The 11996-nt window shown below is 61.1% G+C and carries 11 protein-coding genes and 5 pseudogenes; 12 read left to right on the top strand and 4 right to left on the bottom strand.

Annotated elements, in window-relative coordinates:
* Positions 1-200 (top strand): annotated as a pseudogene (locus tag IQ35_RS21310) (integrase); the annotation flags it as partial.
* A gap of 106 nt (positions 201-306) precedes the next feature.
* On the opposite strand, the pseudogene IQ35_RS21395 reads toward IQ35_RS21310, so the two are convergent.
* A pseudogene (locus tag IQ35_RS21395) lies at positions 307-510 on the bottom strand (hypothetical protein); the annotation flags it as partial.
* Positions 511-678: 168 nt separating this feature from the next.
* Between IQ35_RS21395 and IQ35_RS05005 the strand changes: the two are divergent.
* The 8 genes and pseudogenes from IQ35_RS05005 to IQ35_RS04970 form a co-directional block, all read left to right on the top strand.
* Positions 679-1140, top strand: a complete 462-nt coding sequence (locus tag IQ35_RS05005) for a GNAT family N-acetyltransferase (RefSeq protein WP_145072146.1) — start codon at positions 679-681, stop codon at positions 1138-1140.
* Between the two features lie 80 nt (positions 1141-1220).
* On the top strand, positions 1221-2249 hold the full coding sequence (locus IQ35_RS05000) for a site-specific integrase (protein ID WP_221442156.1): 1029 nt from the start codon (positions 1221-1223) through the stop codon (positions 2247-2249).
* A gap of 706 nt (positions 2250-2955) precedes the next feature.
* Positions 2956-3195 (top strand): ribbon-helix-helix domain-containing protein, encoded by a 240-nt coding sequence (locus IQ35_RS04995; RefSeq protein ID WP_067104890.1) that lies wholly within the window; start codon positions 2956-2958, stop codon positions 3193-3195.
* Positions 3192-3518: a type II toxin-antitoxin system RelE/ParE family toxin gene (locus IQ35_RS04990; RefSeq protein WP_145072145.1), complete on the top strand. Its 327-nt coding sequence runs from the start codon at positions 3192-3194 to the stop codon at positions 3516-3518. The genes IQ35_RS04995 and IQ35_RS04990 overlap by 4 nt, the downstream gene beginning before the upstream one ends.
* A gap of 452 nt (positions 3519-3970) precedes the next feature.
* The gene (locus IQ35_RS04985) at positions 3971-5467 is read left to right on the top strand and encodes a DUF389 domain-containing protein (RefSeq protein WP_158636583.1); all 1497 of its coding nucleotides are present in this window, start codon (positions 3971-3973) and stop codon (positions 5465-5467) included.
* Positions 5468-5658: 191 nt separating this feature from the next.
* Complete coding sequence (locus IQ35_RS04980; protein WP_145072143.1) at positions 5659-6042, top strand: transposase; 384 nt, start codon at positions 5659-5661, stop codon at positions 6040-6042.
* The gene (gene tnpB / locus IQ35_RS04975) at positions 6039-6386 is read left to right on the top strand and encodes an IS66 family insertion sequence element accessory protein TnpB (protein ID WP_145072142.1); all 348 of its coding nucleotides are present in this window, start codon (positions 6039-6041) and stop codon (positions 6384-6386) included. The genes IQ35_RS04980 and tnpB overlap by 4 nt, the downstream gene beginning before the upstream one ends.
* 60 nt (positions 6387-6446) lie before the next feature.
* Positions 6447-7031 (top strand): annotated as a pseudogene (locus IQ35_RS04970) (transposase domain-containing protein); the annotation flags it as partial.
* A 220-nt stretch (positions 7032-7251) separates the two neighbouring features.
* Here the strand turns inward: IQ35_RS04970 and IQ35_RS04965 are convergent.
* Entirely contained in the window at positions 7252-8289 is a 1038-nt protein-coding gene (locus tag IQ35_RS04965) for an IS110 family RNA-guided transposase (RefSeq protein ID WP_047820959.1), read from the bottom strand.
* Positions 8290-8360: 71 nt separating this feature from the next.
* On the opposite strand from IQ35_RS04965, the pseudogene tnpC reads away from it, so the two are divergent.
* Positions 8361-9107 (top strand): annotated as a pseudogene (gene tnpC, locus IQ35_RS04960) (IS66 family transposase); the annotation flags it as partial.
* A gap of 27 nt (positions 9108-9134) precedes the next feature.
* Here the strand turns inward: tnpC and IQ35_RS04955 are convergent.
* Positions 9135-11204, bottom strand: coding sequence for a recombinase family protein (locus tag IQ35_RS04955; protein ID WP_037487473.1), 2070 nt, complete (start codon positions 11202-11204; stop codon positions 9135-9137).
* Complete coding sequence (locus IQ35_RS04950) at positions 11191-11376, bottom strand: hypothetical protein (RefSeq protein WP_037487474.1); 186 nt, start codon at positions 11374-11376, stop codon at positions 11191-11193. The genes IQ35_RS04955 and IQ35_RS04950 overlap by 14 nt, the downstream gene beginning before the upstream one ends.
* Between IQ35_RS04950 and IQ35_RS04945 the strand changes: the two genes are divergently transcribed.
* Positions 11375-11698 carry a hypothetical protein gene (locus IQ35_RS04945; protein WP_145072141.1) on the top strand — a complete coding sequence of 108 codons (324 nt, stop codon included), beginning with the start codon at positions 11375-11377 and terminating at the stop codon, positions 11696-11698. The genes IQ35_RS04950 and IQ35_RS04945 overlap by 2 nt on opposite strands.
* A pseudogene (locus IQ35_RS04940) lies at positions 11689-11919 on the top strand (transposase domain-containing protein); the annotation flags it as partial. The gene IQ35_RS04945 and the pseudogene IQ35_RS04940, both read left to right, overlap by 10 nt.
* Between the last annotated feature and the right edge of the window lie 77 nt (positions 11920-11996).

Raw genomic sequence — 11996 nt, 5'->3', positions numbered from 1 at the left:
TCGATCGCGCTATAGCTGCGCTCAGTACGCATTCGTTGAGGGTCGGGCTGACACAGGATCTATTTGCCAGCGGGGCCGATGCAGGCCCTGTTGCCCAGGCGCTGCGCTGGACATCGACATCGACCGCGCTGCGCTATGGACGCAAGCTCGCCCCTGCCTCGAATGCCGCAGCGGCTATGCTGGGGAAGGTGAGAAGGTGACAAGTGAAGCCGAACGGAAATGTAGCCGTGGCCACTGCAGGTAATTTTGTCGGTCCTTGGGGCGCTTCAAAATCGGCTCGTTGCAGTCAATTCCGTCCGCTCACAAGCGCAGTGGCCGACCCGGGATCTGGAGCCCGCAGCCCCAGGAAAATACGTCGATCTCGTCGATCTCGGCGGACTGTAGTTGGAGCGCCCGCGTATAGCCGGACCAGGCCGCTCGCCTGGCCCATGCTGAAGCCACCGAACTCACGGAAATCCGGACATCGAGGCGAGCAATCGCTGCAGAACACGAGGCCATGGCTGCGACCATTTTCGGGGTATAATCGGGGCCGAAACGGGCAGGGGAGGGCACGAGGTTCACACCTAATAGTGAACCGAAATAAACTCTGAGTAAACTATGCTCATACGTCTAGTGTTGATAATGGATCGTTATCGACACCCTATACAATAGAAAGCCGCCGCGCTAAGCCTCGTCGCCATGACCCATCCCGTCCTCCGCCGCGCGGTTTTTGAAGATGTCGACGAGATCCGCGCGCTGGTCCTCGCGGCCTATGCCCGCTGGGAGGGCGTGACGCCGCGCCCGCCGCAGCCGGTGCGCGCCGACTATGGCCGCGCGTTTCGCGCGCATCGCTTCGATCTGCTGGTTGAGAACGGCGCCTTGGTTGGTCTCGTTGAAACCGTGGCCGAGGGCGATGAACTGCTGATCGTCAATGTCGCGGTCCATCCCGACCGGCAGGGGGAGGGGCATGGGGTGCGGCTGCTGCGGCATGCCGAGGCCCTCGCGCGCGCGGACAAGCTGAAGGGGACGCGGCTCTACACCAACCGGTTGATGGCCACGAACATCGCGCTCTACGAGCGTTTGGGCTATGTTCGCGAGAAGGAAACCGAAAGCGAACCCGGCATGGTCGCGGTGCATATGGTGCGGAGCCTCGCGCCGTGACGGCGGGCCGTGCCCTTATCGCGGTCGAGCCGGCCGATCTCGCCGGCGAGGTGCGGGCGCTGGTCGGGGCGTCGGCGGTGATGGACGAGGCGCTGCTCGACGCGGCGATCAGGGGCTGGTCGCACAACACCCGGCGCGCCTTCCGTTCGGACCTCATTCTCTGGGGAACATGGTGCCGGCGCCGCCGCATGGTGCCGGCGCGCGCGGGGCCGGGGGACGTCGCCGCGTGGATCCGCGCGCTGTCGGGCGCCGATCCGTCGGAGGAGACCGTGCGCGCGATGGCGACGATCGAGCGCTATGTCGTCAATGTGGGCTGGGCCTACCGGATAGCCGGGCTCGATGATCCGACCGCGCCGCCGCTGGTCAGGCTTGAGAAGAAGGCGGCGCGCAAGGCGCTCGGCGTGCGCCAGCGCCAGGCCCGCGCGATCCGGTTCAAGGGCGACGTCTCCGATTTCGACAGCCCCGCCAGCGGCGTCTGTCTGGCGCATCTGCTGAAGGCCTGTCGCCGCGACCTGCTGGGCCTGCGTGACGCGGCGCTGCTCCGCGTCGCCTATGACAGCGCGGGCCGGCGTTCGGAGCTGGTGGCGATCCGCGCCGAGCATATCGAGCGTGACGCGGAAGGGGCTGGGACGCTGTTCATTCCGTCATCCAAGACCGACCAGGCGGGGGAGGGGGCTTATGCCTATCTTGCGCCCGCGACCATGGTCGCAATCGCCCGCTGGCGCGATGCGGGACATATCGATCGGGGAGCGCTGTTCCGGCGCGTCGAGACGCATTTTGACGGCTCGGTCGCGGGTGTCGGCCGGGACGCGCTCCATCCCAACTCCATCACGCTGATCTACCGGCGGCTGATCCGCGCCGCACATGCGAAAAAGCTGCTCGGGCCGATGAGCGAGGCTGAACTCGAGCGTTGGGTGAAGGCGGTATCGTCGCATTCGATCCGGGTCGGGGTGGCGCAGGACAATTTTGCGGCCGATGAAAGCCTGCCGGCGATCATGCAGGCCTATCGGTGGCGCGATCCCCGGACGGTGCTGCGCTACGGCAAGAAGCTCGCGGCGAAAAGCGGCGCGGGCGCGCGCATGGCGGCGCGATTTGCCGACAGTTCGTGAAAGTGCGTTCGATATTCTGTGTTTGGTCTGAATTTGGGACCAAATAGCCTGAGCATATGAACTGCAAATCGCTTTGCAGATCCTGCGAAAATGCAAAGAAAACCGGGAAATTTTGACACGTTCGAGCAGCTATCGGGCGCGCAGTTGGGCTCGTCCGAAACGGGCGCCTGTCGATGGGGCGGATGTGAGCCGCCACCACCTCGGCACGTCCGCCGCCGTTGATGAGCTTCAATCCGGAGACCTTACAGCGCGTCTTAGGCTCGTAACACGATCCGCAGGAACACGCGATCGCGCACAACGTGCGATACGACCACAGCAACTCTTTCCCGCGCCTCATCGGAAATGAAGGAGGCTCGCGTTTCGCGAACAACCGGATCGACGACGGCGAAATCCGTGCGCGGCAGAAGCTGATTTTCATCGGCCAGACCGGCTGCGACAACCCCCGAACGGCTGCCTGAGGCCGCCTGGAAATATGCCCGGCCTGGTTGAGGATGCCCTGTTCAAGCGGGCCACTCTTGTCGGCAAACGGCATCGGCGTCGCGAAATTCAGGTAGCCGCCAGGCTCGATCAGGGCGAGAAACATTCCTGGCGTCGATGGGGCAGGAGTGACGCGCTCGACCTTGGCGCCCGCATAATAGCCGTTTGTGCGGCGAATTGAGCTTTGTGATATCTTGCCAAATTTTGCCAAAACGCTAAATCATAGCTTATGTCGACGATGAACATCTCGCTTCCGGCTGCGCTCAAGGCGTTTGTCGACCAACAGGTCAACATGCGTGGTTACGGCACGAGCAGCGAGTATGTGCGGGAGTTGATCCGCAAGGATCAGGACATTCAGCGCCTTCGCGAAATGCTCCTTGACGGCGCCAGTTCTACCCCCACCGCGCCGGTCGATGCCGGATATTTCCAAGGCCTTCGTGACCGTGTGACGCAACGCGCGGGGTCGTGACTGCAAAACCGGTCATACCGCGCGCCAAAGCGCGGGAGGATGTCTCCCTTGCGGTCGAGTATTACGCAGACGAAGCCGGTGCAGATGTGGCTTTCAGCTTCATTGATGCACTTGAACAGGCCTATAGCTTCATCGGGGAAATGCTGGCGGCAGGGTCTCCGCGGTGGTCTCATGCGCTGAGCTTACCCAGTTTGAGGACCATAGGGCTGAATGGATTCCCGTGGCTTGTTTTCTACCTTGAATTCGAGACCCATGTGGATGTCTGGCGCGTGCTTCATGCCAAGCGGGACATGCCAGTTTGGTTGGCTGATGTAGATGATTAACCGCCGACATAGCTTCCGTTCGCGGCACTCAAGACGCTTCCTGATAACTGCCCTCTGTTCATCTCGCGGCTGCGTTGGCGCGAGCAACCGGCTTTGGGACATTCTTGCCGTTCCGAGGCAACGCACTCAACGTCAGGTCCCGCCAGGAACCGACATCCAGCGCTGTGCCGCCCGGCTATCACTGAACGACCAGAGGAGGGCCGGGAATAGACCGCTGCAATTCGCCCCTTCGAGACGCAGGTGGACCGCCACGAATTCTCTGCGATTCAAAGTTCCCTGGAGGTCGGCAGCACTGACGTCGTGACTGTTCCTATTGTCAGGCTGCTTGTCTGAAATCTGAGTCGAGTTAAGAGTCGGGAGCGGATAAGAATGATCGAACGATAGAGAGAGAAATGCGCCCTAGCCTATCAGCAGAAAAGTCCGATCGCTTGAAGAAGTTTCGGAGAAACGTGATGCGCTGGCGTATCCGTTTCGCGAACGCGATACTTCTCCCCGAATTGTCCCCGAAGGATGCTTATGAGCTTCGGCATCAGGTCATAGACGAAGGGGCGTTAACTCAAGGCTATGTGCTGATGTGCGCGCTATCGGCAGGGATTGCGACCTTAGGGCTTCTGCAATCTTCTACCGCTGTTGTTATCGGTGCAATGCTCATTTCGCCGCTGATGAGCCCGATTGCGGCACTGGGGTTCGGCTTTGCGTCAATCGATGGCCAGCGTATTCGTGATGCAGCGAAAGTTGTCCTTGTCGGTGCGCTCATTGGCGTCGCTACGGGCATGCTGCTAACTCTCATCAGCCCAATACGTACGGCTACACCCGAGATTCTCGCACGCACCGAACCTACGCTGCTCGATCTGGCCGTGGCGCTCCTGTCAGGAATTGCCGGTGGTTATGCAACAGTTCTGGGTAAGGGCGGCACCGCGATCGGCGTTGCAATTGCCACAGCCTTGATGCCACCACTTGCAACGGTCGGCTATGGCCTTGGGGTCATGAACCCTGCCTACGCGCTTGGTGCATTTCTGCTTTTCTTGACCAACCTCTCAGCGATTGCATTTGCCTTTGCACTCATTGCTCGACTGAGCGGTTCTGCTCGTCCAATAACCAACGTTGAATGGAAGCCGCGCTACATCATCGCAGGTTTAGCGGCCTTTTTTGTTCTGGCGACACCATTAGCATTTACTCTTATGCGGGTGAGTGAGGAAACATCGCTACGCAGCGCCGCGCGCAGTGCAATTGCAGATGCGATCGGCTCGAACACCCTCAGCATCGCACAACTCGATATCGATTGGCCTTTGTTCGGCTCACCACAGGTTCATGCCGTGGTCGTGACGCCGCGGTTCAAAGAAGGCGCGGAAGACATTGTACGCAATCTTTTGTCCCACCAGGATCGTGAAGCGACGATCCTCCTCCAGCAAATCGTTGCGGCCGATACGCCATCCCAAACACGCACAATGATTGATGCGGCACTGGAACGGGCAGCAGCAGGAATCGCAGCAGATGCGCCGCCGGTCGATCGTATCCGCGCGAGCATTGCTATCCCGACGCGGGGAATCTGGACCAATCAAGCTGATCGGGTCGTGAATGTTGAACCGATGGCAGCGCCTGACTGGACCCTGACTGACTATCGGCATGCGGAGCGTGTGGCGAATACCAGTTCAGAGGGTTGGCAGATCCGGGTCATACCTCCCGTCACGGCGCGCTTGCTGGTCGGGCATGGTGAAGCACCGATTGCCAAGGACACTGTTCCAACGGATGTGGCAATTTGGGCGATCCAACGCTGGGGGATGAAGCAAGTTGGTCTGGCCATGCCGCCGGAGCAAGCCGCCGATGCATTGATCTCTGCGTTTGAAAATGCTGGCATCAGCACCCGCCCGCTGTTGGTTGAGACAGTCGACGCCGGAACCGCAATCATTGAGATTGTAGGACCTCCTCCGACCACTACTCAACCTTGAAGTAGGAACCATGCAAGTTCAGAGGTTCTGCCTGGCTAGCCTCAGCGGGTGATACGTAAGCGAGGTCTGACGGCCGCCTTGCGCATTCAGGGTCCGACGGGTTGATTGCCGCTCTTTGAGCGGGGTGGCCGGTGTCGGACGGGATCGAGGATTCAGCAAGCGGTGCAGCGACTACTCATATGAGTGGTCGTATGAGTAGTCGGATTGAGGTCGTTAGCCGAGTGTCGGGCCGTCGCCGTTGGACGGTGGAGCAGAAGCTGGCCGCGCTGCGGGATGCATTTGGTCCAGAAGGTTGCGTGCGCACGGCCTGTGAACGCCATGAGGTTGGCAGCGGCTCGATCTACACATGGCGGCGACAGGCGATGTCCGGCGAGCTGACCGGGGTGCGCAAGCCGATCGAGCCTGCATTTGCAGAGGTGCAGATCAGCGAGCAGCTGGCCTTGCCCGCCCCAACGATTGCGGCGCGCAGCAACAGCGTGATCGGGATCGAGTTGCCATCGGGCATCAAAGTGAGTGTGGACGCCACGGTCGATGCCGATGCGCTGTCGCGGGTGATCGGCGTTCTGGCGCGATGATCCCGCTGCCGCCATCGACGCGGATATTCCTGGCCTGCGGCGCGACGGACATGCGCAAGGGCTTCGACGGCTTGGCGGTGATGACGCAGCAGGTTCTGGAGGAGAGCCCGCATTCCGGTGCGCTGTTCGCCTTCCGGGGCAAGCGGGGCGATCTGGTCAAGCTGCTCTGGTATGATGGCCAGGGCATGTGCCTGTTTTCCAAGCGGATGGACCGTGGCCGGTTCGTGTGGCCCTCGACCAAGACGGGGTCGGTGGTGATGACGGCGGCGCAGCTTTCGATGCTATTGGAAGGCATCGACTGGCGGCGCCCAGAGCGTACATTTATCCCGTCACTGGCAGGATAAAATGCCCGGATTATGGCGCTTTTTCTGGCATGAAGACGGCCGATCCGCTATACGATCGCGGTGTCGGATGCAGGCTTTTCCACCCCTGATAAAGATGCTCGGATCGCCGAGCTTGAAGCCGCATTGGCGGCTGCCCGCGCCGATATTTCCGCACGTGACATCCTGATTGATACGCTGCGCGTGCAGATTGCACGCCTCAAGCGGATGCAGTTCGGCAAGTCGTCGGAGAAGCTGGACACCCAGATCGCGCAGCTTGAGCTGGCGCTGGAAGAGCTCGAAGGCGAGGCCATCGTCGCCGCCGTGCGGCGGGCCGATCCAGTCCAGGCAGATCGGCCATCACCGGTTCGGGCACTGCCCGCCCATCTGCCGCGTGAGGAGCAGCGGATCGAGCCCGAGCAGGGCAGTTGCACCTGCCCGGACTGCGGCGGCGCGCTGCGGCCGTTGGGGCAGGATAGCGATGAGATGCTCGATGCCGTGCCGGTGCAGTGGCGCGTCGTTCGGACCATCCGCCCCAAGTATAGCTGCCGATCCTGCGAGAAGATCGTGCAGGCACCCGCGCCGGTAAAGGCGATAGCGCGGGGCAAGGCGACCTTCGGCACGCTGGCCCATGTCGTCGTCTCCAAGTTCGACCATCATCTGCCGCTTCTGTGATCGGGCTGTTTTCGTCAACGACATAATCCACGAGCAGGGCCATGCTTCTGTCCGTGATCGGCGAGGCCGTCACATGATGCGAACTAAGGAGGCGGATGGCACTATCTCTACCCCGTGCTCGAGGCGACTCCGGCAGATGCGTGCTCAATCAACCTTCGTCCCTGCTCGGGACCTCGTCACCGACTACCAGCTCCGTGGCAGGCGGTATCTCTAATTAGGCGAAGACCTCCTCCTTGTCGGCGGCCCAGGCAAATGGCGATTGTGTCCGCCACATGCTGTGGAGGATGACGGCGAGCTTGCGCGCCACAGCGACGCGGGCCTTCTTCATTCCACTTCGCCGCGCGACCCGCAGGCCCCAATTCTTCAGCGCTGACCATCTCACGACGCGGCCGAGCAACGTCGTTGCCGCCTCGTATAATGCTGTTCTCACTGAGCCGTCGCCAGCCTTGGTCACGTGGCCGCGCCTGTCGATCTGCCCGGACTGATATCGGGTCGGCGTCAAACCCAGCCACGGACCTACATCTTTGGACCGCTTGAAGCGGTTAGGGTCATCGATCGCATTCCGGTATGTCAGTGCCACGATGGCACCGACGCCCGGCGCGGTCATAAGCGTCTGTACAATAGGGTCGGCGCGTGCAGTCTCCAGCAGCTTGCGATCCAGCGTGCGCAGTTCCTGGAGCAGGACGTCGCGCACTTTGAGCAGAGCTTCAACCAACATCTCCAGCGCTGGGATGCCGCTGGCCAAATCGCGTGCTCGCGTCGGCCATGTCTTCCGGGACACCACGCCCATCTTCAGCCCGAAATTCCGTAGGTTCGCTCGCATCGAGTTCTCTATGCCCGTGACTTTATCGACAAGAAACTGCCGGGCATTGAGCAGCGCCCGGGTTTCTTGGGCGCTCGGCGCCTTCACGTGCACGGACTTGAACCATCCGAGTCGGATCAGCTGCGCGAGACCACGTGCATCGTTGCGGTCGGTTTTGACCCGCATCGCGCCGAACGCCGCATGTACATGCCGAGCTTCCATGACCGAGACCTTGAAGCCTTGCCGCACCAGGCCCGCGTGAAGCCATTGCGACAACGACCCGGTCTCCAAGCCAACGTGCTCGACCTTGCGGCCTTGGTGGCGGATAAAACGGCCTATTGCTTCGGGTTCACTGGCAGCCGTGCCTTCCTTGATCACGACACCGCGCTCGTCAATGACGCAGATGCTTGAGCTTTCCAGCGAAACGTCGACTCCAACGAAGAATTGCATTGCTTCTCTCCTGGTTGACCAATTCCAACATAACTCATCGGCAGATCCAGGCCTCAGCCCGATCACCGCATCTCTACCGCCAAGCCGAGATAATGGCAGCGCAGGGTATCGAGATCGACCGCTCGACGCTGGCAGGCTGGGTCGGGCAAGCATCCGTGCTGCTCGACCCGATCATCAGTCGTATCCGCGAGGTCGGCCTGACCGCCGCAAAGATCCATACCGACGATACGCCGGTGCCCATGCTTGATCCGGGTCGGGGTAAGACGGCGACTGGCAGGCTCTGGGCTTACGCCGTCGACGATCGCGGCTGCGGCGCCACGACCCCGCCGCTGGTCTGGTACGAGTTCACCGCCGATCGGACCGGCGCACATCCCCAACGGCAGCTGGCCAGTTTCACCGGCTATCTTCAGGCGGACGGCTATGCCGGATACGACAAGCTCTACGACACCAACCGCGTCACCGAGGTCGCCTGCTGGGCGCATTTCCGCCGCAAGATATTCGACATCCACGCGACCAAGCCGACACCGCTCACCACTGATCTGCTGGAACGCATCGGGCAACTCTATGAGATCGAAGCAGAGGTTCGCGGCCATCAGCCCGATATCCGACGACAAAGCCGACAGAACCGCACCAAGCCGCTGATCGACGAACTGCGCGAGGCGCTCGACGATGCCCTGCGCCTTCTTTCGCCCAAGTCGGAGATGGCCAAGGCGATCGCTTATGGCCGCAAGCGCTGGATCGCGCTGACGCGCTTCCTCGACGATGGCCGCCTGGAGATTGATAATAACATAGCCGAGCGCGCCATGCGCTGCGTGGCAACGACCGATTCATACTACACCTCCTCTTCAAATGTCCGGAAACAGGGACTTTTGGTTTTCCATTTTGATGCGACACGGGCCTCTGTGACGCGGGAACTGGGTCACTTCGTCCTTTTCCAGGTCCGTGGCTCGGATTTGGTGCGGCGCATCGGGTACAACTTGCTCGGTAGGGAGCACGCCCTCCTTGATCAGTCGACGGACCCGATGGGCAGTAACCCCAAGCTTTTTGGCGGCTTCGGTCAGCGTGAGCCACTCTCCATTCTTTTCGGCGGATCGGTAGCCGTGGATTTTGTGGACAGTGCGCAGCGAGCCGACACGGCGCGCTGTCCAGGTCTTGCCTTGTCCGGTTTGCATTCCCATCCGGTTGAGAGTGGCGGCAATGTCTGCATCGGACCACCGGGTGGCCATGGAGCGGATGATGGCAAGGGCGGCTTCGGGCGTACTCTGGCCATGTTCGCCTGCTTTGGGTTTGCGAATGCGCAGCTGAGAATGTTGGCCACCTTTCCAGTGGATCGTCAAAATGACTTCACGTTGCTCTTCATCGACATCAGCGATGATATCGGTCACGAGCGTGCGGAGGAGCTGCTGACGACAACGCATGTCGACGTTAGGCGAGCGCCAAGCGGTCTCCAGGTCGGTGGCAATGCCAGCAAAATCGGGCGCCGGCGCGGCCAGATCGATTTGTCGCGCTTGGGCCAAACCCGCTTCATAGGCTTCAACACGCCTGAGCGCTGCTTCCCAGCTATTCTCAAGTTGGGCAGCGATCAGGCGGTTATCAGGGTCGCAGGCAGCATAGCGACGTTCAGCGAGAGATGCCTCGTATCGGGCTTGCTGCAAGTCCAGCTCCACCATGCGGTGCCGTTCTTCCAGATTATCCCGATGCGCCCGATCAGCTTCCATTGCGGCCTCGATCGCCATCGGCGTCACGGCTCTCAATATCTCTTTGCCTATGGCAGGGTCGATGCGAGATGCGCCAAAAGTCATGCATCGTGGCTTGGCCAGCATCTGGTTGATACGTTCGCAGCGGTAATAGGGATGACCCGGAGGCCGGCCCGAATAGACAACGCCCAACCGTCTTCCACATCGGCCGCAGGTGAGCAGGCCCGCGAGCAACGCGCGGCCACCACGACCCGACTTGATGCCGCCCTTCTGTCCGAACGCGTTGACGGCGATATGGCTCTGGTTCCTCTCAAACTCACTCCAATCGATATAGCCTTCGTGATGATCCTGGAGCAGCACTTCCCACGTTCCAAAGGGCTTGCTGTGGCCGTAACTTTTGCGTGCCCTGCCATCGACAATCTCGGTTCGCTTCTCGCTTTTACCATAGACATAGACCCCAGCGTAGAAGGGGTTCTTCAGGATCGAAATAACGCTTCGATAGCGAACCGGCACCCAGTCGAAGGACACCGTTTTGCGGCCGTCAGAAGGGCGGGGAAAATGGAAATTGTCAGCTGTCAGCGAAATCAGCACCTGGCGGGCGCTGCCAAGCTCGCGGAAACGCGAAAAGATGAGGCGGATCGCCTCCTGTACCCGGATATCGGGATCCAGCCCCAGGCCGTATTCGCGGTGCCAGATATAGCCGATCGGAACACTGAGGCGCAGTTCTCCCCGCCTTGCCTTGGCGCGCGCCGCGTCAAGCATGCGTGTTCGCAAAATGCCAAGCTCAAACTCGCTGATGCTGCCCTTCATGCCCAACAACAATCGATCGTTTGGTCGACAGGGATCGTATACCCCGTCGAGATCGATCACGCGCGCTTCAACCAGGCCACACAGCTCCAAAAGGTGGTGCCAGTCCCGGCCATTACGGGAAAGGCGCGATGCGTCCAAGCAAAGCACCGCGCCAACCTTGCCCGTGCACAGGCCGCTGACCAGTCGTTCGAAACCGGGGCGGTCGACAGTGCCGCTGGCGGTCCGACCAAGGTCATCGTCGATCACCTCGACATCGTGAAATCCCCAGCGTCGCGCAACATCGACAAGCTCATATTGTCGGCGCTGGCTCTCCAGGTTGTTCTGGACCTGACCCGGGGTCGACTGTCGGACATACACCACAGCTTTGCGCTTGAGCACCGTGACTGGAAGGAGATCATTGCCCGTCATCGCTGGCCTCCTTCGCCGCGACGCCGGCTGCGGCCATCAAGAGGGTCGCCAGCCTGGCAACAACGGCGCTTCGCTGCGCCTCGCTCAGGCCTCGCATCTGCGGCGTATCGAGCGGCATGCTCAGCTGCTGGGTCAGCATCGGTAGCGACGAGGGTCGTGGTAGTGCCTTCATGGCGCGCCTCCTGGATGGCCGTGAGTCCATCCGTCGAAGTCTGCCTGAAACCGCGATCGGTAAGCAGTCCATGAAGCTCTACAAGCCCAATCACCGCAACGCGCGGTTCGCCCATCTCCATGTCGGCGCACAACGCCCTGTCCAGCATCCACTCTGCGACCTGGATGATCTCACCCGGCCTGATCTCTACCCGGATGATCGCGCCATTGGCCCGGTCCTCGCGGCCTTCATGCCGAAAACGACCGCCGTAATATGGATGCCAGCGATAATGAAACTCTACCATCTGCCCGACATGGGCAGAATGACCCTGCGATGGCCCTAGGCCGCAAAAACTGGTTGTTCGCAGGCTCAAAAGCAGGCGGCGATCGGGCCGCTGCCATCTACTCCGTCATCGAGACCGCCAAGCTCAACGGCCTCGAACCACAGGCCTATATCGCCGACGTCATGGCCAGAATTGCGGGCGAATGGCCTGCTGCCCGCTGGGATGAACTCATGCCGTGGAACTGGCAGCCAGATAATCAGGTAATCGCCGAAGCCGCCTGAACCGCGGTCCTCAGGCCACGCTTACGAGTCGCGCGGCCTGACGTCCGATATTCCGGCCGACAGTTCTTCAATTGCGA

Source organism: Sphingobium wenxiniae, assembly GCF_007830065.1.
GTDB lineage: Bacteria > Pseudomonadota > Alphaproteobacteria > Sphingomonadales > Sphingomonadaceae > Sphingobium > Sphingobium wenxiniae.
Note: the sequence above shows the minus strand (reverse complement) of the source record. Positions and strands in the feature narration are given on the sequence as shown.